Source organism: Mucilaginibacter terrae (assembly GCF_042679325.1).
Classification (GTDB): domain Bacteria; phylum Bacteroidota; class Bacteroidia; order Sphingobacteriales; family Sphingobacteriaceae; genus Mucilaginibacter; species Mucilaginibacter terrae.
The window spans coordinates 101,383-123,706 of record NZ_JBHTMJ010000005.1 but is presented as its reverse complement, the minus strand read 5'-3'; the positions used below and the strand labels follow the sequence as shown (position 1 = coordinate 123,706).

The 22,324-nt window shown below is 43.7% G+C and carries 21 protein-coding genes; 10 read left to right on the top strand and 11 right to left on the bottom strand.

The window, feature by feature from the left end:
* Positions 1 to 5: 5 nt before the first annotated feature.
* Together ACFQ3S_RS06115 and ACFQ3S_RS06110 are read right to left on the bottom strand one after the other, a co-directional pair.
* On the bottom strand, positions 6 to 3,125 hold the full coding sequence (locus ACFQ3S_RS06115) for an efflux RND transporter permease subunit (RefSeq protein WP_377162348.1): 3,120 nt from the start codon (positions 3,123 to 3,125) through the stop codon (positions 6 to 8).
* A gap of 9 nt (positions 3,126 to 3,134) precedes the next feature.
* Entirely contained in the window at positions 3,135 to 4,223 is a 1,089-nt protein-coding gene (locus ACFQ3S_RS06110; RefSeq protein ID WP_377162346.1) for an efflux RND transporter periplasmic adaptor subunit, read from the bottom strand.
* A gap of 338 nt (positions 4,224 to 4,561) precedes the next feature.
* Here ACFQ3S_RS06110 and ACFQ3S_RS06105 point away from each other — a divergent pair, with 338 nt between their 5' ends.
* Both ACFQ3S_RS06105 and ACFQ3S_RS06100 read left to right on the top strand, forming a co-directional pair.
* A complete protein-coding gene (locus tag ACFQ3S_RS06105) occupies positions 4,562 to 6,313 on the top strand; it encodes a M61 family metallopeptidase (protein WP_377162344.1) in 1,752 nt (583 codons plus the stop codon).
* 73 nt (positions 6,314 to 6,386) lie between these two features.
* Positions 6,387 to 6,569, top strand: a complete 183-nt coding sequence (locus tag ACFQ3S_RS06100; RefSeq protein ID WP_377162342.1) for a hypothetical protein — start codon at positions 6,387 to 6,389, stop codon at positions 6,567 to 6,569.
* Between the two features lie 507 nt (positions 6,570 to 7,076).
* On the opposite strand, the gene ACFQ3S_RS06095 is transcribed toward ACFQ3S_RS06100, so the two are convergent.
* Entirely contained in the window at positions 7,077 to 7,610 is a 534-nt protein-coding gene (locus ACFQ3S_RS06095; RefSeq protein WP_377162340.1) for a hypothetical protein, read from the bottom strand.
* Between the two features lie 221 nt (positions 7,611 to 7,831).
* Between ACFQ3S_RS06095 and ACFQ3S_RS06090 the strand changes: the two genes are divergently transcribed.
* The gene (locus tag ACFQ3S_RS06090; RefSeq protein ID WP_377162335.1) at positions 7,832 to 8,818 is read left to right on the top strand and encodes an aldo/keto reductase; all 987 of its coding nucleotides are present in this window, start codon (positions 7,832 to 7,834) and stop codon (positions 8,816 to 8,818) included.
* A gap of 23 nt (positions 8,819 to 8,841) precedes the next feature.
* Here ACFQ3S_RS06090 and ACFQ3S_RS06085 read toward each other — a convergent pair whose 3' ends face one another.
* From ACFQ3S_RS06085 to ACFQ3S_RS06075, 3 genes are read right to left on the bottom strand one after another with little or no spacing between them, the layout of a single operon-like run.
* Positions 8,842 to 9,744 carry a prohibitin family protein gene (locus ACFQ3S_RS06085; RefSeq protein WP_377162333.1) on the bottom strand — a complete coding sequence of 301 codons (903 nt, stop codon included), beginning with the start codon at positions 9,742 to 9,744 and terminating at the stop codon, positions 8,842 to 8,844.
* Positions 9,745 to 9,748: 4 nt separating this feature from the next.
* Positions 9,749 to 9,943: a DUF6358 family protein gene (locus ACFQ3S_RS06080; RefSeq protein ID WP_377162331.1), complete on the bottom strand. Its 195-nt coding sequence runs from the start codon at positions 9,941 to 9,943 to the stop codon at positions 9,749 to 9,751.
* 3 nt (positions 9,944 to 9,946) lie between these two features.
* Complete coding sequence (locus ACFQ3S_RS06075; RefSeq protein WP_377162329.1) at positions 9,947 to 10,261, bottom strand: rhodanese-like domain-containing protein; 315 nt, start codon at positions 10,259 to 10,261, stop codon at positions 9,947 to 9,949.
* A 129-nt stretch (positions 10,262 to 10,390) separates the two neighbouring features.
* Between ACFQ3S_RS06075 and ACFQ3S_RS06070 the strand changes: the two genes are divergently transcribed.
* Positions 10,391 to 11,509 carry a DUF4407 domain-containing protein gene (locus ACFQ3S_RS06070; protein WP_377162327.1) on the top strand — a complete coding sequence of 373 codons (1,119 nt, stop codon included), beginning with the start codon at positions 10,391 to 10,393 and terminating at the stop codon, positions 11,507 to 11,509.
* A gap of 190 nt (positions 11,510 to 11,699) precedes the next feature.
* On the opposite strand, the gene thrC is transcribed toward ACFQ3S_RS06070, so the two are convergent.
* From thrC to ACFQ3S_RS06050, 4 genes are all read right to left on the bottom strand, one after another.
* Positions 11,700 to 13,094 carry a threonine synthase gene (gene thrC / locus ACFQ3S_RS06065; protein WP_377162325.1) on the bottom strand — a complete coding sequence of 465 codons (1,395 nt, stop codon included), beginning with the start codon at positions 13,092 to 13,094 and terminating at the stop codon, positions 11,700 to 11,702.
* A gap of 178 nt (positions 13,095 to 13,272) precedes the next feature.
* Positions 13,273 to 14,271, bottom strand: coding sequence for a homoserine kinase (locus tag ACFQ3S_RS06060; RefSeq protein WP_377162323.1), 999 nt, complete (start codon positions 14,269 to 14,271; stop codon positions 13,273 to 13,275).
* A gap of 208 nt (positions 14,272 to 14,479) precedes the next feature.
* Positions 14,480 to 16,930: a bifunctional aspartate kinase/homoserine dehydrogenase I gene (thrA, locus tag ACFQ3S_RS06055; protein ID WP_377162321.1), complete on the bottom strand. Its 2,451-nt coding sequence runs from the start codon at positions 16,928 to 16,930 to the stop codon at positions 14,480 to 14,482.
* A 340-nt stretch (positions 16,931 to 17,270) separates the two neighbouring features.
* Positions 17,271 to 17,615: a hypothetical protein gene (locus ACFQ3S_RS06050; protein ID WP_377162319.1), complete on the bottom strand. Its 345-nt coding sequence runs from the start codon at positions 17,613 to 17,615 to the stop codon at positions 17,271 to 17,273.
* Positions 17,616 to 17,888: 273 nt separating this feature from the next.
* Between ACFQ3S_RS06050 and ACFQ3S_RS06045 the strand changes: the two genes are divergently transcribed.
* The 5 genes from ACFQ3S_RS06045 (at position 17,889) to ACFQ3S_RS06025 (ending at position 20,350) form a co-directional block, all read left to right on the top strand.
* On the top strand, positions 17,889 to 18,143 hold the full coding sequence (locus ACFQ3S_RS06045; protein WP_377162317.1) for a hypothetical protein: 255 nt from the start codon (positions 17,889 to 17,891) through the stop codon (positions 18,141 to 18,143).
* A gap of 1 nt (position 18,144) precedes the next feature.
* Positions 18,145 to 18,498 (top strand): type II toxin-antitoxin system PemK/MazF family toxin, encoded by a 354-nt coding sequence (locus ACFQ3S_RS06040; protein WP_377162315.1) that lies wholly within the window; start codon positions 18,145 to 18,147, stop codon positions 18,496 to 18,498.
* Positions 18,499 to 19,419, top strand: coding sequence for a ribosome small subunit-dependent GTPase A (gene rsgA, locus ACFQ3S_RS06035; protein WP_377162313.1), 921 nt, complete (start codon positions 18,499 to 18,501; stop codon positions 19,417 to 19,419).
* Between the two features lie 92 nt (positions 19,420 to 19,511).
* Positions 19,512 to 19,964: a D-aminoacyl-tRNA deacylase gene (gene dtd / locus ACFQ3S_RS06030; RefSeq protein ID WP_377162311.1), complete on the top strand. Its 453-nt coding sequence runs from the start codon at positions 19,512 to 19,514 to the stop codon at positions 19,962 to 19,964.
* A gap of 29 nt (positions 19,965 to 19,993) precedes the next feature.
* The gene (locus tag ACFQ3S_RS06025; protein ID WP_377162309.1) at positions 19,994 to 20,350 is read left to right on the top strand and encodes a hypothetical protein; all 357 of its coding nucleotides are present in this window, start codon (positions 19,994 to 19,996) and stop codon (positions 20,348 to 20,350) included.
* Here ACFQ3S_RS06025 and ACFQ3S_RS06020 read toward each other — a convergent pair.
* The gene (locus tag ACFQ3S_RS06020; protein ID WP_377162307.1) at positions 20,347 to 20,736 is read right to left on the bottom strand and encodes a DoxX family protein; all 390 of its coding nucleotides are present in this window, start codon (positions 20,734 to 20,736) and stop codon (positions 20,347 to 20,349) included. The genes ACFQ3S_RS06025 and ACFQ3S_RS06020 overlap by 4 nt on opposite strands.
* Before the next feature lie 237 nt (positions 20,737 to 20,973).
* On the opposite strand from ACFQ3S_RS06020, the gene ACFQ3S_RS06015 reads away from it, so the two are divergent.
* The gene (locus tag ACFQ3S_RS06015) at positions 20,974 to 22,224 is read left to right on the top strand and encodes a glycoside hydrolase family 28 protein (RefSeq protein ID WP_377162305.1); all 1,251 of its coding nucleotides are present in this window, start codon (positions 20,974 to 20,976) and stop codon (positions 22,222 to 22,224) included.
* Positions 22,225 to 22,324 lie beyond the last annotated feature (100 nt).

The window sequence follows — 22,324 nt, the reverse complement described above, 5'->3', positions numbered from 1 at the left end:
CAGGCTTACAGGTTTTCTATTAATAACGGCTCTTTAGCAGGCTCTTCTGCAATGGGCTCTTTATCCGGGTCGCGGCGGGTTTTAGCGGCCAGCAATACATACATCATCGGTATTACGTATAAGGTTAAAATAAGCGAGAACATCATACCACCCATAATTACAATACCTAACGATATGCGGCTTTTAGCTCCCGCACCCAAGGCAAATGCAATAGGTACAGCACCTAATACTACGGCCAAACTGGTCATTAAAATAGGGCGTAAGCGGGCAGTGGCAGCTTCAACCACGGCATCATACTTTTTAAGACCATGCTCCATACGCTTGTTGGCGAACTCTACAATCAAAATACCATTTTTGGTTACCAGGCCTACCAGGGTAATCATTCCAATTTCGCTAAAAATATTAAGCGTTTGGTTAAATAACCATAACGATATAAATGCCCCTGATATAGCCAGCGGCACGGTTAGCATCACAATAACCGGGTCCATAAAACTTTCAAACTGAGCTGCCAGTACTAAATAAATGAGCAACAGAGCAAAACCAAAGGCAAATAATATGTTAGATGAACTTTCAGAATAATCGCGCGATGGTCCGCTTAACGCTGTACTAAAAGTAGGGTCGAGCATTTTGGCAATGCGCTGCATTTCGGTAATACCATCGCCAATGGTATAGCCCTCGGCCAGGCCTGCCTGTACCGTGGCCGATTTATACCTGTTAAAGTGATATATAGCTGGCGGTGCAGCACTCTCTTCTACCTTAACCACGTTATCTAATTGCACTAACTGCCCCTTATCGCTACGCACGTAAACCGATTTCAGGTCTAAAGGCGCATCGCGGTTAGCGCGGTCTACCTGGGCTATTACCTGGTATTGCTTACCGCTCATCAAAAAATAATCTAAACGGCCTGCACTGTAGTATAATTGCAAAGTTTGCGAAATAGATGACACCGATACACCCAGGTCTCGCGCACGGTCGCGGTCGGTGGTTATGCGCAATTCGGGTTTGGTGAATTTAAGATTTACGTCGGAGCTGGAGAAGACGGCGCTTTTGCTCACTTCACTAAAAAAGTCGGGCAATACCTTACGGATTTTTTCAAAATCCTGGTTCTGGATCACAAATTGTACCGGCAATGAGGTACGCGAACCACTGCCACCACCGCTTATAGTTTGCTCCTGCACTACCAGGGCTCGGGCATCGGGGAAGCGTTTAAGCTTGGCATTAAGCCAATCGGCAATTTGGGCCTGCGTTCGGGTACGTTCATCGGGTGCGGTTAAGCCTATACGGCCAAAGCCCGAGTTAACACTGCCCGAACCACCAAACCCCGGTGATACGATCTCGATATTTATTTTCGCCTCCGGGATAGAATCTTCTACCAATTGAGATACCCTATCCATATACTTGGTCATAAACTCGTAGGTAGCACCCTCAGAGCCCGTTGCGGTATAACGTAATAAACTGCGGTCGTCCAGTGGGGCAAGCTCCGACGGTATAACTTTGATAAGTATTCCTACTAAAACAATTGAAACAACCAGAATGCCTACCGATACCCATTTAAATTTCATGAACGATACCAGGGTTTCAGTATAGCCGGAGGTCATGCGCTCAAAGAAAGGTTCGGTTTTTTCATAGAAGGCTGATTTCTTAGCGTTTTTACGCGCCATAATTACGTTCAGCATCGGTGTTAATGATAACGATACGAAAGCAGAGATCAACACCGCCCCGGCTACTACCACGGCAAATTCCCGGAACAAGCGCCCCGTAAAACCCTGTAGAAACACAATGGGCAGGAACACCGCCGCCAGCGTTACCGAGGTAGAAATTACCGCAAAAAATATCTCTGCCGAACCTTCAAACGCGGCCTGCCGCACTTCCATTCCGCCCTCTATCTTTTTATAGATATTCTCCGTAACCACAATACCGTCATCCACCACTAAACCCGTGGCCAGTACAATACCTAAAAGGGTTAAAATGTTAATAGAGAACCCGAAGATATACATGATAAAGAAAGCCCCGATCAGCGATACGGGAATATCGATCAAAGGCCGGAAAGCGATCAGCCAATCGCGGAAGAAGAGGTAGATAATGATCACCACCAGAATAAAAGAAATAGCCAGCGTTTCTTCCACCTCTTCAATAGACTGGTTGATAAAGCGAGTGTTATCCAGCGCTACTTCCAGCTTAATATCGGGCGGTAAATCTTTTTGCACCTGTGCTAACCTTATGTAAAAATCCTTAGCAATTTGTACGTAGTTTGCGCCGGGCTGTGGTACTACAGCCAAACCTACTTGGAGCACACCAGATTCCTTAAAAGCGGTTTCTTCGTTAGCCGAGCCCAATACCGCATACCCTACGTCGCTCAAACGGATCACGCGGTTACTATCTGCACGGATAATGAGATTATTAAAATCTTTTTCGGTAACCAACTTACCTAATGCCCTCACGGTAACTTCGGTATTGTTTCCAGAAATTTTACCTGCCGGAAGCTCCACATTTTCAAGTGCGAGTGCAGCACTAATGTCTGTAGCGGTTACACCCAAGGCCGATAGCTTGTTAGGGTCTATCCATAAACGCATGGCGTACTGGCGCTGGCCCTGCAGGTTAATGGCACTTACCCCAGGAATGGTTTGTAAGGCTTCCTGCAATACGTTTTCGGCATAATCATTAATTTGGGTAATGTTACGGGTGTTACTACTTACGGTAAGCGTAATAATATTATCGGCATTTGCATCGGCCTTGCTTACTACCGGGGGTGCGTTAATATCTTGCGGTAACTGCCGCTGCGCCTGCGATACCTTGTCGCGCACATCATTGGCAGCCGTTTCCAGATCGGCATCCAAGTCAAACTCTACCGTAATATTACTCGAACCCACCGAACTGGTAGAGGAGATATTACGAATGCCTTGCACACCATTAATGGCTTTCTCGAGCGGCTCGGTAATCTGCGATTCAATAACATCGGCATTAGCGCCCGAGTAGCTGGTACTTACGCTAATGATAGGCGGATCGACCGAGGGGAAATCGCGGATGCCTAAAAACTTATAGCCGATAACGCCAAATACCACAATAATGACCGACATTACCGTGGCCAGAACCGGCCTTTTTATACTTATTGAGGATAAACTCATGAAATTTTTTTAGTGAAGAACTTTTACAATTTTTAACGGCACTTTTGGTCGCATTTGGATAATACCTGATATAATTATGCTATCGCCAATTTTTAAACCTTCGGTTACCTCAATTTGGGTATCGGTACGGTTGTCGGTTTTAACATTAACGGCATAAGCGGTATCGTTACGGGCAATAAATACCTTGCTCGATTTCAGATCGGGTACTACGCATTGGGTGGGCACCATGATGGTACGCGGCGATTTCTCTAAAATTAGGTTGATTTTGGCAAAGCCACCTGCCGTAATTTCATTATTAGGATTGGCGGCCCTTGCCCTAACGTTAACCGTACGTGAGGCAGGGTCAATTGCCGGATCAATAGCATAAACAATAGCCGTAAAATTTTTGCGCGAACCGGCCGTGTTAAACGTGATCTTGCTGCCATTTTTCACCAGTGAGCGGTAGCGCTCTGGTATGTTAAACGTAACCTTCATAGGGTTGGTGCTTACCAATGTAGCTATAGAAGTAGAAGGCGATAAATACCCCCCCGGACTTACATTGCGTAAACCTATAATGCCGCTAAACGGCGCCCTGATTATGGTACGGGCAATTTGCGCCCTTGTTACATCGGCCTGTGCCCGCAGGGTATTATACTCCGATAAAGAGGTTTCATATTCCTGCCTGCTTACTGCTTCTTTTTCCAGCAATGTACGGTTACGAAACTCGTTTTGCTTGGCCAGGGTTATCTGGTATTCGTTTTGTTTAAGGGTAGCCTGCAGGTCCTGGTCGTACACTTTAACCAGTACCTGGCCTTTGGTTACGCGGGCGCCCTCGGTAAAGTTTATAGCGGTTATATTGCCTGCAGTTTGGCTAATGAGGTTTACGCGCTCATTAGGGTCAATAGTGCCGGTAATATCAATAGTGGTATTTATTACCGTATCTTTTACAATTTGCACCATTACCGGTACGGGGCCACCTTTTTTACCGCCTTTGGTGTTTTTACCACCGCCGCCACCTTGTTCGGTGCTGTTCTTTTTATTATCGCCATGAAGTTTATTGTAAACCAGGTAACCGATGATTAATGCAATAGCTATATATACAATGTATCTGATCTTCATGAAAAAATATTTACCTTTTATTTGATTGTAATTGGTTGAATTTATTTAGTTGTAAACATAACATTTTCAATATTTAATGCAAGGCTTTCCAGGTTCGCTTTTCCTTGTTTCAATATCTTACAAAATATAACTCTGCATTAGGTTTCGCCAATGTTTGTTAAAACAACTTGTTAACTAACAGGCAAAATAAAGGGTTATTGCTTACGTATCATCTATGTATCAAGCATTTTACAACTTTGTAATAACCCTTTTGGTTTAAGTTAGCCGCCAAAAATTTATAAATTGGCAGCATGAAAAAGTGGCATTTGAATATTATAGTTTTTTTTATTGTTGTACTTATGAGTTTTAACAGCGAAGCAGCCGGTACGTTGCAAATATCCTACACCGTAAGTTTCCCCGAAGCGCAGGCCCATTATGCCGATATTGAAATGGAGATCAAAGGCCTTGCTCAGCCTAAACTCGATCTTAAATTACCGGTATGGACACCCGGCTCGTACCTGGTACGCGAGTTTTCTAAAAATGTGGAATCTTTTACAGCCAGTAGCGGTAGCAAAACTGTAAGCGTTACCAAAACACGCAAAAACGTATGGCAGTTAAATACGCAAGGCATAAGCTCCGTAAAGGTTAAATACCGTTTTTACGCCTTTGAAATATCGGTGCGTACGGCATTTGTTGATGTTACGCATGCATTCCTGTCTACCTCGGGTATGTTCTTTTATCCCGAGGGCGGCCTTAACCTGTCATCCACCATAAAAATCAAGCCCTACAAAAACTGGAACAAAGTATCAACCAGTTTAGAAATGGTAGGTACCGACCCTTTCACCGTAAAGGCGCCTAACTACGATATTTTATTTGATTCGCCAATAGAAGTAGGTACGCAGGATGTGTTTGGTTTTACTGTTGGCACTACACAATATGAGGTAGCCATGTACGGTGGCGGCACTTATGATAAGGATCGCCTGAAAAAAGACATGGCTAAAATTATTGAGGAAGAAATGGCCATTTTTGGCGAAAACCCTAATAAACGCTATGTATTTATCGTGCACAATTATGCCCGTGGCGGTGGTGGGTTAGAGCATTTGAGTTCTACGGTTTTAGGAGCATCGCGCAACGCGTACAGCACCGAGGCTGGTTACGAAGGCTTTTTAGGCCTTGTAGCTCACGAGCACTTTCACCTGTGGAATGTGAAACGCCTGCGCCCAATTGCTTTAGGTCCGTTTGATTATGATAATGAGGTTTACACCAGTAACCTGTGGATAGCCGAAGGTTTTACTGCTTATTATGATAATTTAACTGTAAGACGTACGCAGTTATTCCCGGTGGAGCATTACCTGGGTGCTTTGGCCGGAGATTTTAACACCATAGATAATACACCGGGTACCAAGGTACAGCCTTTATCGCAATCCAGCTTTGATGCCTGGATTAAAGGGTACCGCCCCGATGAAAATTCGATCAATACCGGCATATCCTACTACAATAAAGGGGCGGTAGTAGCCATGATGATGGATTTGGAAATTATTAATGCCACGCAAGGCCGCCAATCATTAGATGATGTAATGCATTATATGTATAACGAGTATTACAAAGTAAAAAAACGCGGTTATACCGATGCCGAATTTAAAGCAGGGGTAGAAAAGTTTGCCGGTAAAAAAATGGACGATTTTTATGCGAAATACATTAACGGTGTTAACGCCATGGATTATAATAAATACCTGGCCTATGCCGGTTACAGGGCATTTGATGAGTATGCCGATATGGACCTGCCCGATCTGGGTATCCGCATGCTGCCTGTTGCTCCCGGAAGGTTTAAAGTAAGCGGTGTTTTACGTGGCACATCGGCCTGGGTTGATGGCATTAACGTGAACGACGAACTGGTAGCTATAGACGGAACCCCCATTACTGATCCTAAAAACCTGATAACCGGTAAACAGGTTGGTGATAAAATACAGGTTGCCGTAATACGCGATGGCCTGCCGCTTATTTTGCCGGTTACCTTACTAAAAAACACCAGCGTAAAATATAGCATACAAAGCCGTACCGATCTTACGCCGCAGCAAATTGCGGTGCGTAAAAAGTGGTTGAAAATTTAATTGCGATTGATGATAACTATTTAAAGTGTGTTCTCGTAAAAACCTGAGTAACAACTTTAAAAGGGGGTCAATCATGATGAGAATATTATTTTTTTTAACCGCCGCCTTATGCTTAGGCGGTTGGGCAGTGAGCGTTTTTGTTTATAACGCAACCGACTTAATACATTCGTTACTGGCATTTGCCGCCATATTTGTAGTGATGGGAATGATGGGTAGCGAGCAACACGGGCCTGTATCGAACCCCGATTTGTTTTAAATCACAATAGTAAATCAATAGTAAAGTCCGGCGCTGGTTTAGCGCCGGGCTTTTTTGTGATATATAAATAAGCTGAAAATGTTCACGGTAACGGCTCCTTTTTTACGCATAAAACTTTATAAAACCTTAAATTTCCTGATGCTGGGGCACTTTTGAGCTTACTAAATCAGGTGATCTTTCATCATTTTAGGCTCAAAAGTGTTCACAGATGAACGGTTTTTTAACGGTTATGAACGCTTTTATGAACGGTTTTGGCGGTGCGGACTAAACAATATTGGTTCGGCGATTTTGCAATTTGCGTTAGGGATTGCAGTGGAAAGCCCACAGTGCAGCATAGCGAAACGAGGACTTGGAACGAAAAGCCCGGCCGAAGGCAACGCCCCAATTATAAACCTCCATCTCGTTGTCGTAGAGATGCTCTGCCTTACTAAGTAATAAGAACAGACCTTCACATGTGGCATGGCAAAGTCCACTATTGAAAACCTTGGTGGACATAAACAGCACGCTTTATTGTGGAATCATTTTTTTGATAGCTGCCTCAAATCTTTCGGTTAAACTATATGGTTCAATTAATATATCTTCATAAGCAATACTTACTGTTTTGTTGTTGATACTATACCAATGCATACCTTGTTTAGATTGCGTTTTATAGGCTAATCTTGAAATTTTTCCATTCTTTTCTATGCTATAGTATCTATATATAAAAGTTCCTTTCACAGGTATTTTTTCTGTTATTTCATGCGTTTCAATATTTTTAAATTCAATTACGGTGTCAACAAAGGATTTCATATCAAGTTGATAAATAGCTTTTATTGGGCCTTTTGGTCTTATCCATTTATTCAGAACAAAATCTCCCTGTTTCACACTGCTAAATTTAAAGGTCTTTAAGTTGCTTATGCTTTTAAATAAAAGAAGATCGTGTTTGATATTATTTAGCTCATACTTGGTTTGACCTTTCAGTTTTTCCGAACAATAAGCAACATGGTGAACATCATTAAGATACTTCAAGTCCGATTTCAAATCTTCGTTCAGTTTCAGCACTTGGGCTAAGCACCCGTAGCACGACATTGTCAAAATCATACACGATATTAAAAATTTCATTTAATTATTTTAAAAAGCCAGTTTTAATCATTATACAGTTGTTATGCATCAAGCTACAGTTTATTAAAAAACACTTCTACAATCACTTCATTTTTTTTACAATTCACCAACCTAACCAATTTCTACTTCCAATGTTATTATTAATAACAAACTAACACCACATGAAATACAGAACTTTAGGCAATACAAGCGAACAGCTTTCGGCAATAGGTTTGGGTTGTATGAGCATGAGCCATGCTTACGGCACGCCTAACGATGAAGAATCGATAGCTACGCTGCACCGCGCGCTCGATTTAGGCATTAACTTTTGGGATACTGCCGATGTTTATGGCAGCGGCAAGAACGAGGAACTGATCTCGAAAGTGCTGGTACCTAACCGCGATAAGATCTTCATCGCTACCAAATTTGGCTTCACGCAAAGCGCCGATGGCAAGGGAATGGTTTTCGATGGTTCGCCCGCGCACATGAAAAAGGCGGTAGAAGCCAGCTTGAAACGTTTGGGCATTGAAGTGATAGACTTGTACTACGCTCACCGTATAGACCCTAACGTACCCGTAGAAGAAATGGTTGGCGCTATGGCCGAGCTGGTTAAGGAAGGTAAGGTACGCTATCTTGGGCTGTCGGAAGCATCGGTCAACTCCATTAAAAAAGCACATGCCGTGCATCCTATTAGTGCCCTGCAAAGTGAGTATTCCTTATTAACCCGTGAGCCCGAACAAAATGTGTTGCCGCTTTGCAAAGAGTTGGGCATTAGCTTTGTACCGTTTAGTCCGCTGGCGCGGGGGTTGGTTACTAATACTTTAGATACCAGCAAATTAGCCGATAACGACTTTCGCAAAGGCTTGCCCCGCTACCAGGAAGAGTACCAGGATAACAATAGTAAACTCACTGCCGGTTTTGCTGAATTAGCTGCTCAAAAGCAATGCAGTCCATCGCAGTTAGCGTTAGCATGGGTACTGGCACAGGGCGAGCACATCATCCCTATCCCAGGCACCAAACGCCGCAAGTATCTCGAAGAAAATGCCGGCAGTGTGGAGGTAAACTTATCGGATACAGATTTTATAAACATTGACAACCTGCTGACTAAATACCCCAATACCGGCGAGCGTTACAGCGAAGCGCAGAAAAAACAGGTGGATAGGAGTTAATGGTGTGATCTTAATTTAAAGAACTACTGGTTTCCCAGTATTACCGGCGTTTTGCCATTGCCCATAATAATTACTTTGGCATTGGCCGATGTAGCAATGGCTTTTTGTGCCTGTATGCTTTCGTATTGAAGTTGCTTGTCTGATAAACCGGTGGACAGGATCTTCTGGTAATCGGCAATACCCTGGGCTTCTACACGTTTACGCTCAGCTTCCTGGCGCTCTTTCTGCAAAACGAACTGCATTTTTTGCGCTTCTTGCTCGGCGTTGATCTTTGATTCGATGCTGGCCTTTACCGAAGCGGGAAGGCTTACATTGCGTACCAGGATCTGTTGCAGTTCTAAACCATTCTTGGCAAAATTACTGCTGATGGTTTGAAATATCCTGTCCTGAAATTGCTGGCGTTTGGTAGAATACAGGTCAACGGCCTGGTAGTTTACGGCATTGTCCCTCAGCACGGTACGGGTTACAGGGCGTACCAGTTTATCTAAATAATCAATCCCTATATTTTGGTAAATAAATGGCGCTTTAGCCTCATTTACCCTGAACAATACTGACAGGTCTATAGTCACTTCCAATCCATCAGAACACAATACCCGTATGGCATCATCACCGGCTACATCACCCTCGCTGTGTACCCCGCTCATGGTATAATTTTGAGTTTGAATGTTGAAAGTAGTTACATCAACTAACGGGTTAACCACATGAAGGCCGCTTTCGAGCACGTTGTTTTGTACTTTACCAAACAGGGTTTGCACACCTGCCTGCCCGGGCGATATAGTTTTAAAAGCCGACAGGAATACCCCCAGCACCATTAACACGATACCTGCTGTAGTGGCAATGCCACTGAAACGGCTACCGGCAGTGTCCGAGCGTTTTAAAACGCTGCCCACTACCAAAATTATAATACCCAGAAATATCAGTACCATCAGTTTATTTTTTTATGGGTTTTTCCATTGCCCGTACCTGCTTAACTAATTGAATTTTAAGCACTACAAATATAGTGGCAATTAGCAATCCTCCTAATAAATAAACGTACTGGCTGTTAGTATAACCCCAATAAACCGTGTAAAGGCTTATTAAAATGCCTATGGTATATATTACATTCAAAAATAATTTTAAGGCCATGGTTTAATACACGCTAATATTAGGATCAACCCTCTCGGCCCAGGCTAAAATACCCCCTTGCAGGTTGTATAAATTGGTATAACCCTGCGCTTCCAACTGCATAACGGCCATAGCACTTCGCTTACCACTGCGGCACATAATTACCACGGGCTTGTCGTGGCTTATTTTATCGGTCTCAATTAAAATGCCGCCCAAAGGAATAAGTTGGCCGTTCAGGTTCGACATTTCGTACTCGAAATCTTCACGAACATCTATCAGCTGAAAATCTTCGCTGTTATCTTTCATCCTTTTCAGGTCTTCTACAGTTATTTCTTGCATAGTTTTAAATTTAACACGGCAAAGGTAGTTTTTTTACTACATAAAAATTCAGTCTCCGTAGTGTAACAATCAAGCCTCCGGGGCGTTTCAACTAATAGGTTTGATATAATTTTTATATATTAGTTATTGATGAGAAAAGTAACCCGCTTTTTTTGGTTCTGTTCGGGAGCGCATATTGACACTTTGAAAAAATATCCCATTGAACACAACCGATATGTGGGCATTGGGGCCACTATATTTTTTACCGCTTTATTTGCCTCACTATCGGGTGGTTATGCCATGTACTTTGTATTTAGCGGCAGCCCGATGGCAACAGTGTTTGCGGTGCTTTTTGGGTTAATTTGGGGATTAGCCATTTTTAATATGGATCGCTACATCGTATCCAGCATTAATAAACAAGGGACTACCAATCAGCAAATTTTACAGGCATTGCCCCGTATTTTACTGGCTATTATGATAGGCGTGGTGATCTCGCGCCCGCTCGAACTCAAGATCTTTGATAAAGAGATCAGGGGTAAATTAAAAGATGCCTACCTGCGTGGCCAAAACCGTAAGATTGACACCTTGCAAAAGACCTACACGCAAAAATACGCGATGGAACTCACCAAAAACATTGATCTGAAAAAAGAGAAAGATTCATTAGAGCGGGACATTAACCGCTCACGTGTACAATTGAACCAGGAAGTTTTTGGCGATAAAACCAATCAAACATCGGGCATAAACGGGTACGGCACCTATGCCAAGCAAAAAGAGGGCGTTTTGCAGGAAAAAGAGAACCGCCTGAAAACCGTTACCGATGACCTAAACAAACTGGAAGGTTATTTAGGCCAGCGTAAGGATTACGAAGGCTTAAACAGTACGCGCCTGTTTACCGGCCACCAGTTAGATAGTTTAGCCGATGTGGCCGGCTTTGCCGACCGTAACTGGGCACTGGGGCAGTTGTCTTTCAGGCAAGACGGTACCCGCGATCTGGACACTTACCTGGCGCAATCCTTCATTGGTTATTTGTTTATTTTATTTGAGTGCTTACCAGTGTTCGTAAAACTGATGTCGCCCAAAGGGCCGTATGATGTGGCCGTTGCCCAATTGGCCGAAGCCAACATCCACTTTGCCGAACGGGATAAAGACCGGGAGATAGTAGTAACCGATGAGGTGTTCGACCACCAGGTAAGTTCGGATATTCAAAAACGAAAAAAACTCATTACGGGCCAATCCGACTATGACCTTGACCGGCATAGTTACGATTAGCTGATAAAATGCTTGCCGGTTGTAACCCTATGGGCATTTGAATGTATTAGGTGATAGTATAAAAGATGCAGACTCCCGAAGGTTTGTACGCTGGCTAAGGCTTCTATAAACCCGGAGGCTGATCATCTTAAATAGATGTATTACACCTTTAAAGCCGCTGGATTTTTAAACACCTAATAATGTGGTAGTTTTAAGCCTGTATATTACTAAACAAGTAATTCTTAAACCCTTCAAAATCTTTACCTAAATCAACCGCATGCTTTTCCTTGTTTTCCAGTTCTTTAACCTGTTGGGGCACTATAATGCCGGCCGCTATCTTATCAGGGAAAACGTTAGGGAATTTACAGGGGTGCGCGGTAGCTAAAAATACACCGGTGGTATGGGTATGCTGCTGCTGCCACTCTTTTAAGGCGCGCCAGGCTATGGCCGTATGGGGGCAAACCACGTAATTATACCGGTCAAATACCTGTTGTATAGCTTCACGGGTTTGCTCGTCGGTATAAGTGTAGCCGGTTAACAGGTTGATTAACCCGGCGGCATCGTGCTTAAAAAGTTCGGCAATACGCACCCAGTTACTGGGGTTGCCTACATCCATGGCATTGGCTATGGTTTGTACCGATGCTTTAGGCTCGTATATGCCAGATTTAAGGAATGCCGGAACGGTATCATTAGCATTGGTAGCGGCTATAAATTGCGCTACAGGCAAGCCCATTTTCCAGGCCAGCAAACCGGCACCTATATTACCGAAATTACCGCTGGGTACGCAAAAGGCTACCTTGCTTTTTCCGGCACGCAGCAATTGGGCGTAGGCGTTAAAGTAATAGAACGTTTGCGGAATCAGCCGTGCAATATTAATAGAGTTGGCCGAAGTAAGGCGAAATGCGGCATTCAGTTCATCATCCACAAAAGCCTGTTTTACTAAAGCCTGGCAATCGTCAAAAGTGCCGTCAACCGTTACGGCGCGGATATTTTGTCCGTTGGTAGTTAATTGAAGTTCCTGTATATCACTTACCTTGCCTTTAGGGTACAAAATGGTAACGCGGGTATTGGGCACGCCTAAAAAGCCCAATGCTACCGCACCGCCGGTATCGCCCGAGGTGGCTACGAGTACATCCAGCTGTTTTTCGCCTTCTTGTAAAAAGTAGCTCATTACCCGGCTCATAAAACGGGCGCCAAAATCTTTAAAAGCCAGCGATGGTCCGTGGAAAAGCTCTAACACATAAACGTCTTTTTCCAATTCAACAATTGGAGCTTCAAAGTTTATAGCATCTTCAATCAATGCTTTTAAGTCGTGCTCGGGTATGGTATCAACTAATAAATGTTTAGCTATCTCAAATGCAATTTGTGGCAAGGTGTAATTGGGTAGTTGCTCAAAAAAGCTATCGGGCAAACGCGGGATGTTTACCGGCATGTACAGGCCTTTATCCTGCGGCATGCTATTGAACACCGCTTCCTGGAAAGATACGCGCGTTGAAAGGTTATTGGTGCTATAGTACCCCCCGCCCCCTAACCCCCTAAAAGGGGAAATTGTATTCAGGGTATTGGTATTGCTCTCTGGCATCGATTCTTTTATTTCTTGTTCCATGGTTTGGAAATTTTGTTTCTAAAACTGCCCCTCATCGGAGGGGGGTAAGTAAGGCTGTATGCGTGGGTCAATCGAGGGGACATAAATGCTTTGCTAAACCCCTCCCTGCCCTCCCCAGGGAGGGATACACATACAATTCAAATTCCTTCTCCCCCTTTAGGGGGCTGGGGGGCTTCGCTTACAACACCCTCGGCCCGGCATTATTTATAGTCGACACATAGGTATTAGAATGAATTTTAATACCCGCCAAATGCTTTTGCAGCGTGCGGGTAATAGTATGGGCGGTTTCCTCATCGCGCGTAAAGGCAAAAACCGATGGACCCGAACCCGATATGCCAAAGCTAACGGCACCGGCCTGCATGGCCAGCTCGCGCATGGTATAAAAATCGGGAATCAAGATGGAGCGTACCGGTTCTACCAAAACGTCTTTCATACTGCGGCCTATGAGGTCGATGTCTTGCGTATAAAGTCCGCTTACCAAACCGGCAATGTTGCCCCATTGGGTAACGGCGTCTTTCATTAATATTTTATTGCGGATGATCTGCCGGGCTTCGCGGGTAGGTACATCCACATCGGGAAATACAATGGCACAATATAGCCCCGGCGGATGCGGCAGGCGAATTACGTCCAGCGGTTCGTAACTACGGATCAGCACAAAGCCACCCAACAGCGCAGGGGCCACATTATCGGCATGACCGTGCCCGCAGGCCGCTTCTTCACCTTTAATGGCAAAGGGAAGCAGTTTAGCTACGTCGGTTTCATCGCCCAGTAAAGTCTTTACGGCATACAAACCAGCCACCGTACTGGCCGAACTACTGCCCAATCCGCTCCCAATCGGCATCTTTTTGTGCAATTCAATATCCAAACCAATATCGTTACGGCCAATACTTTCGAGGTAATGCTGTACGCTTACGGTCACCGTATTTTTAGCCGGATCTAAAGGTAAACGGCCATCATCACCGGTAATTTTGCTAATGGTGAGGCCGGGTTTGTTAGTTACGCGCATTACCACCTCATCGCCCGGTTCGTTTACGGCAAAGCCCAGCACATCAAATCCGCAAACCACGTTGGCAACGGTAGCCGGGGCAAAAACTTTAATACCGGTTGCCTGTGGCGAGTTGCCGGTTGCCGGGTATTGTTTAGCCGATTTAGCAGCCTCTTTTAATTCCTGTTCCATTATTTGGAAATCTTATATTTCTGTTTAAAACTTCCCCTCCTTGGAGGGGGTGGGTAAAGATTGTGCGGCAGCAGGGGTGGGTTAATCGCATGCTGATGATGTCGCTTTGTTAACCCCTCCCTGCCCTCCCGAGGGAGGGATACATAACTATTTCCCCTTTGCCATTTCTTGTCTTGACTCCTGACTCTGTACTCTTGACTCTCTTCTCTTAATTCGCTCCCACATTAATCAAGTCGGCAAATACACCGGCGGCGGTTACTTCGGCACCGGCACCCGGGCCTTTTACTACCATGGGGCGTTCTTTGTAGCGGTCGGTAGTAAAGGCAATTACGTTATCCGCGCCCGACATGCTGTAGAATGGATGCTCTTCGCCCACCATTTCCAGGGTAATTGATGCCTGGCCGTTATCCAGCTTACCTACATAGCGCAACACTTTACCGCTGCTTTCGGCTTGTTGTTTCAATTTATTGAAATGGGCGTCGTTAGCCTTCAAAGCTGCATAAAATTCGGGAACGGTTTGGGCATCCAAACAAGCTTGTGGCAACATGCTTTCAATCTGTACATCTTCGGCTTCCATTTGGTGGCCGGCATCGCGTGCTAAAATGAGCATTTTGCGCATAAAGTCTTTTCCGCTTAAATCATCACGCGGGTCAGGTTCGGTATAGCCTTTATCCTGTGCGGTTTTCACCACATCATGAAAGCTCACATCCCCCTTAAAATTATTAAAAATGAAGGAAATAGTACCCGAAAGGATAGCTTCAATACGTTGCACTCTGTCACCGCTTACCATCAAATCTTTTAACGTACGGATGATAGGCAAACCAGCACCCACGTTAGTTTCGTAAAAGAAATCGACCCCATGTTTGCGGGCTGTATCTCTAAAAGTTTGGTACTGGCTATACGATGCCGAATTGCCTATTTTATTACAGGTGACAATAGATATGGTCGATTTAAAGATTTCTTCGTAAAAGGCAACCGGCTGCGAGCTGGCGGTATTATCTACAAACACACAATTAGGTAGGTTCATTTGCTTCATGCGGGCTACAAACTCGGTAAGGTTAGCGGGTTCGCCGTAGGCATCCAGGTCCTGTTCCCAGTCTTCCAGGTTCAAGCCATCTACACTGAAACGCATTTTACGGGTATTGCTGATGCCGGCAATTTTTACCTGAATGCTGTTATGCTCCTGCAAAAACTCTTTGTGTTGCTGTAGCTGCTTAAACATGGTTTTACCAATATTGCCGGTGCCCAGGCAAAACACATTCAGGGTTTTGTTGAATTCTACAAAAAAGGCATCGTGTACGGCATTTACCGCTTTGGCTAAATCGTGCGCCGAAATAATCACCGAAATATTATACTCCGACGAGCCCTGCGCAATAGCCCGTACGTTAATGCCGTTACGGCCCAGCGCATGGAATAACCGGCCCGACATGCCCGGCGTTTGACGCATATTTTCGCCCACTATGGCCAACACGGCCAGGCTGGCTTCAATAACCGGTACGTCTAGCTTTTGCGCGTTAAGTTCCAACTCAAATTCCACTTCCATTAAGCGGAAAGCTTTTTCGGCATCAGCTGGCTGCACCGCAAAGGTGATGCTATGTTCGGATGATGATTGGGTAATGAGCATTACGTTAATCTGCTCGCGAGCCAGTAACGAGAATAAGCGGCCACTAAAGCCGGCCTTGCCCACCATGCCGCTGCCCTGCAGGTTAATGATACTGATATTATCGATAGAGGAAATTCCCTTAATGGGTAAGCTCGTATTATTACAATCATGCTTAATAACGGTGCCCTCAAAAGATGTATCGAAGGTATTTTTTATGACGATAGGAATGCGCTTCAAAAAAGCGGGGGTCATGGTGGGCGGGTAAATTACCTTGGCACCAAAGTACGATAGCTCCATAGCCTCGGTATAAGTAAGTTCGGGCAGGGAAAATGCCTTTTTAACCATGCGCGGGTCGGCGGTCATCATGCCGTTCACATCGGTCCAGATCTGGATCTCGCTGGCATTTAGCGCCGAGCCGAAGATAGCTGCCGTGTAATCGCTGCCGCCACGACCCAGGGTGGTTACCTGCCCGGCCTCGTTGCTGGCAATAAAGCCGGTAACAAATAGCACTTTGCCGGCATTTTCATTAGCTAAACCACGGATCAATAAATCAGTCAACTCGGTATTTACACGAGCCTGCCCGAAGGTGTTATCGGTTTTAATCACATCGCTGGCATCCACATAAACGGCATCGGGAAAGTGCTGCAGTGCCATGCGACTAATGAGTAAGGTAGAGCAGCGTTCGCCGTAACTCAATATTAAATCGCGGGTTTTGGGAGTTAGCTCCTGTAAAACAAATACGCCTTGCAGCAGATCTTCCAACTGGTTAAAGTAGATCTTCAAACGGGTATATACCGGGTTTTGCTGTGGTATATCCAGCAATTGCTTTACCACCTCAAAATGGCGGATCTCCAGCGCAGCCAGGTGCTTGCTAAAATCGTTACCAGTAGAGGCGCGTTCGGCCATATCGGCCAGTAAGTTGGTTACACCGCTCATGGCCGATAGCACCACTACCAAATTAGGATCGGTTTGGTGCTCCTGCTTTACAATGTCCATTACAGCGCCGATGCTTTGTGCTGTTCCTACCGATGTGCCCCCGAATTTTAAAACTTTCATAATGTGTGCTATAACAAAAACGCCTTCCCCGTTGTGGAGGAAGGCGTTCTGCTGGTTTGTTTATTTTGTTACACCATACAATTACCTTCCTCCAAGCGCTGGGCCGGTGGTAATAATTGTTGTAATAATGGTGTTGTAAATGTTCATGGATTAAATTGCCTTTACTTGACGGGTGTAAATTAAAGGGTAAAATTCGGGAGTTGCAAATTAAATTTTAAAAATCGTTTAAAAAGATAGATTTTATTTGGCGGGGAGTTGAGGATATGGAGCGGAGTAAGAAGTACACAGACATTTGTTATCGCAGAGTTTCTCGTGCAGTACCCAAATGGCATTTTACAGCTTATCTTTCAATATCAAAGTTATGTGGATTTGCCTTATCTATAAAAATAGTGATCTTGTCTCCCTTTTTAGGTATTGTTTCCCATTTATTAAATGCATGGCGTATGGTTTCTTTTCTTGTTGTATCTTTTGGATATTCCAGCTCAAAGACAATTTCCATTATAGGTATTGCAAAAGAATCATCACCAACAAATAAATCGGTTTTATTTATTGAAATGATTTTTGCAGGTATTTTTAAACCTCTTTTTATTAGCTTGTTATACCTACATCTTTTTCTATAAAATGCAAAATAAAAAAAGCTAACAAAAATTAAGATAATTATACAACCGACCAATATATCAACCATGACGGATATAAAATTAGTTTTAATATTTAAAGATCTGCAATCAACTTGTCTGTTACAGCAGGGTCTCTCAGAAAAATAACTGCTGGGCAAGAAGTGAAAAGTCCGGTTATTATACTTTGGTTTCATGCGTTCCGCTTGTTCAACACTGTTGCATGAAAACGCGTGAGAAAATGCGGAAATATGAACTTTACTGAATAACTGATATACTTTAATGCAATGCTAACCCACCATAAATAAAATAGTATATATATTTGTATATCTTTATTTGTAGCCATGAAAAGTATATTATTAAAATTGGACAACAAATTGTTTGAGGAAACCGAACGACAAGTTAAAGCCGAAAATACCACCCGGGTAAGTTATATTAAAAGAGCACTTGAAGAGTACAATAAAATGCAGGAGCGCCGGGTACTGGAAAAACAACTGGCCAAAGAGGTAGCATTGCTCCAACACACGGATCCTGATATTAACTTGAAAAAAGAACATGATGCGGCTTCGCTGAATGATCTTACTTCATACCTGGATTAAGATGCTTCAATTAAAGCAATATGATATTTGGGTAGCCGATTTAAACCCATCTATAGGTGCCGAACCTGGTAAAGTACGTCCGGTGGTGATCATACAATCGGATGTATTACATAAAGCAGGGCACAGTTCTACTATCGCCTGCGTTATTTCATCACAGCCACGGGAAGGTATATCCTTATTAAGATTACCGGTGCAGCCAACTACAGCCAATGGTTTAAAGAAAACCTCCTATATTTTGTGCGACCAGCTACGGGCCATTGATTTGTTAAGGTTAAAGGAACATATTGGTAGGTTAGATGAAGATGTAATTGAAAAATTAAATAAAAGCGTTAAGCTTATTTTAGACTTATATTAAATGCAGGGACTCGTAACCAAATCTACCGGCAGCTGGTACCAGGTGCAAACACCCGACGGGCACCGGTATGATTGCCGCATTAAAGGTAAATTCCGTATTAAGGGATTAACCACCACCAACCCTGTTGCCGTGGGCGATAAGGTGGATTTTGAACTGGAACCCGAGCAGCAGCAGGGAATAATAACTAAGCTTTTCGAGCGGCGCAACTATATTATCCGTAAGTCTATTAATCTGAGTAAACAGGCGCAAATCATCGCTGCTAACCTGGATCAGGCTTTTTTGGTGGTTACACTGGCATCGCCCCGAACCTCGCTGGGGTTTATCGACCGCTTTTTAGTTACTGCCGAAGCCTATGATATTCCGGCCAGCCTGGTGTACAACAAGCTGGATATGTTTAGCGAAGAAGGCTTGGAAATATTGGCCGAATACAAAGCCGTTTATGAGCGTTTAGGCTATCCCTGCTACGAAGTTTCAGCTTTGAAAGGAACTAACATCCCTCATTTAAAGGAAAAGCTTAAAGATAAGATCACCTTGTTTTCGGGCCACTCGGGTGTGGGTAAATCGAGCCTGATGAACGCCATACTTCCTGATTTGGATCTGCGTACCATGGAGGTATCTGAATGGAGTGATAAGGGTATGCACACCACCACCTTTGCCGAAATGTACGATGTCCCCGGCGGCGGTTCTATTATAGACACCCCTGGCATCCGCGAATTAGGTGTAATAGATATTGAACAACAGGAATTGAGTCACTTTTTCCCCGAAATGCGCGACCGCCTGAACCAATGCCGGTTTAACAACTGCCGCCATATTAACGAACCCGGTTGCGCCGTATTAGATGCTTTGCAAAATGGTTTTATTGAGCCATCGCGCTATGACAGTTATTTAAGTATATATAACGGGAACGATACGAGAAGCTAAGAATGAGTCAAGAATATAGAATCAAGAGTACAGATAATGCATGTTTCTCTTGTCTGTATTCTTGACTCTGTACTCTATAATCTAATTAAAATATGCGTGCAGTATTACAACGGGTTTCCAGCGCTTCGTGTATGGTTGAAGGCCGGGTTACCGGGCAAATTGATACAGGGTTATTGGTGCTTTTGGGTATTGAAGATACCGATACTTTAGAAGATGCCCAATGGCTGGCTCAAAAGATAGTTGGTATGCGGGTGTTTAGTGATGAGAACGGCCTTATGAATAAAGCCTTAGCCGATGCGGATGGTTGCATTTTGCTAATCTCGCAGTTCACTCTTTTTGCACAAACTAAAAAGGGTAACCGGCCTTCATTTATACGTGCCGCCCGGCCTGATAAGGCTATACCGTTGTACGAACAAATGATTCATATCCTGAATTCCGTAACTGGTAAAACTACTGCCACCGGCATTTTTGGAGCTGATATGAAGGTAAGTTTGGTGAACGATGGTCCGGTTACAATTACTATTGATACTAAAAACAGGGAGTAAATCTCAATAAAACCTTAACTTGCCGCTAAATGACCGATTATCTTTCACTATTTAAAGAATGGGTAGTTACCCTGGGCGAAAAACATGGTGTGAACCCTATGCTTTTGGGTTGCCTTTATTTAGGCAGTAAGGTTTGCTTTTTTTCAACGCTGGGTTATGTTATTAAAAACCTGAGGGCTAAAAAGCCTGTCATATTCCCGTTGCTTATTGCTTTTACATTTTTTAGCATCCCTTATATCTACCTGATCATCGCAGGTCGAAATATTTCAGTGTGGGTATATGTATTTATTGCATTTGTGTTTTTGTACGGTATATTTTCCATCTGGAAAAAGCTTACTGCAAAGCCCATTCTTCCCCAGGGTGATTTACCTGGTGATGTGCTTTAACTTTTGCCGGTGCTTTTAAGTGCCCAATAAATTAATACTGGTTGAAAGAATAACCTCATGAATCTTTTACGATTGGTATCTAATCCAAATGCATTCCTTTGATGTGTGTATTGGGATATGTTACCCGGAAAAACGCCTGTGAAAAAGGCGGCAGCGACCTTACCCACAGTTTCTTCATGTTTTTTATTGGTGAATACCAGGGCACTGCCCAAGGCTATTTCTGCCAAGCCCGAGTAAACTACAGTTTTGTCCTTTTTTAACGGTACCCAGCCAGGCACCTGAGCCCGAAAATCTTTCCTTGCAAAGGTAAGGTGGCTAATGCCGGCAAATATTAAGTTCGCACCTAATAATATGCGGGCTGCTTTCTTAAGTTTTTCTTCGTTCATGGCAGGTAGTGTAATAGCGCCTGTGTTACAAATACCATTCCATGCATATAATAGGCAGTAAACCATTGGTTTTGTAGGAAATAACATACAGGACTATGCAGGATGCGGTTTATATGATGTCGTTTTATATTTGACGAACGGCAGACCAAAGTATCTGCATACCCGTTGTAAACCAAAGAAAAACAATGAATAGTCTGTATATAACATTATGCCGACTTAATATGTATTGCCATTGATATGAAGAAATTACTGATATTAACCATTTTTACCGCTTTGTCTTTCAATAGTTTCTCGCAAGACTATGTTATTACCAGGTTTGGCGTGAGCGCCGATAGTACAAAGCTGAACACCAAAGTAATACAAAGCGTAATTGATAAGGCGCAGGCCAGCGGTGGTGGAACTATTGTTATTCCTAAAGGGATTTACCTTACCGGGGCATTGTTTTTTAAGCCCAAAACCAAGTTGCGTTTATTAGAGGGTGCAGTGCTGAAAGGTTCGGATAATATAAACGATTATCCGCTGATCCCATCCCGTATGGAAGGCCGGAAACTTGATTATTACGCGGCATTAGTGAACGCTTACCATGTCGATAAATTCAGCATTACGGGCCCGGGTACTATTAATGGCAATGGTGCACGGTTTTGGAAAGAGTTTTGGGACCATCGCGATTCGATGAGGAAAGCAGGTAAAGAATCGACTAATTTGGAGGTGCATCGCCCGCGTTTGCTATTTATATGGGGATGCAATAATGTGAACATTACTAATGTGAAAATGCGTAATTCGGGATTTTGGACCACGCATTTGTACCAGTGTAATAATGTATTGATAGAGGGCTGCGATATCCGTTCGCCGTTTTTGCCGGTTAAAGCCCCAAGTACCGATGGTATAGATATAGATGTTTGCAAAAAGGTAACCGTACGTAACTGCTATATTTCGGTAAACGATGATGCGATATGCATTAAAGGAGGAAAAGGTCCCGATGCGCAAAAACTACCTGAAAACGGCATAGTAGAAGATGTATTGATTGAAGGCTGCACCATTGGCGCGGCTCATGCCACCCTAACTTTAGGCAGCGAAAGCATTCATGCCCGCAACATTACCATGAGGAACTGTAAAGTGGATAACAACACGCCTTTATTGAAATTTAAGATGCGGCCCGATACCTACCAGTTGTTTGAAAATATTACGGTAGATAACATAACCGGTAAATGCGGTACTATAATAGAAGTGGCTCCCTGGAAACAATTTTTTGATTTAGGTGGCAGTACCGAAAAGCCTTTTGGTACGGTACGGAACATCACCATGTCGAACATTAAGGTACAGTGTGATCGTTTTGGTGACCTGGAAGGCAATCCTAATGATAAGGTTTCGGACATTAATTTTAAAAATATTGCTGCCACCGCTAAAACCGGCGGACTAAAAACCAAGTATCCACGTATTAAATTAGACAATGTGCTTGTTAACGGAAAGCAACTGGTTATTCAATAGATAGCTATCTGGTAATTACAGGGATGCTTAAAGGGTTTAAAAGCAAATGATCTTCAAAAGCAAACCCCTTCAGCATTGATCTGAAGGGGTTTGCTTTTGA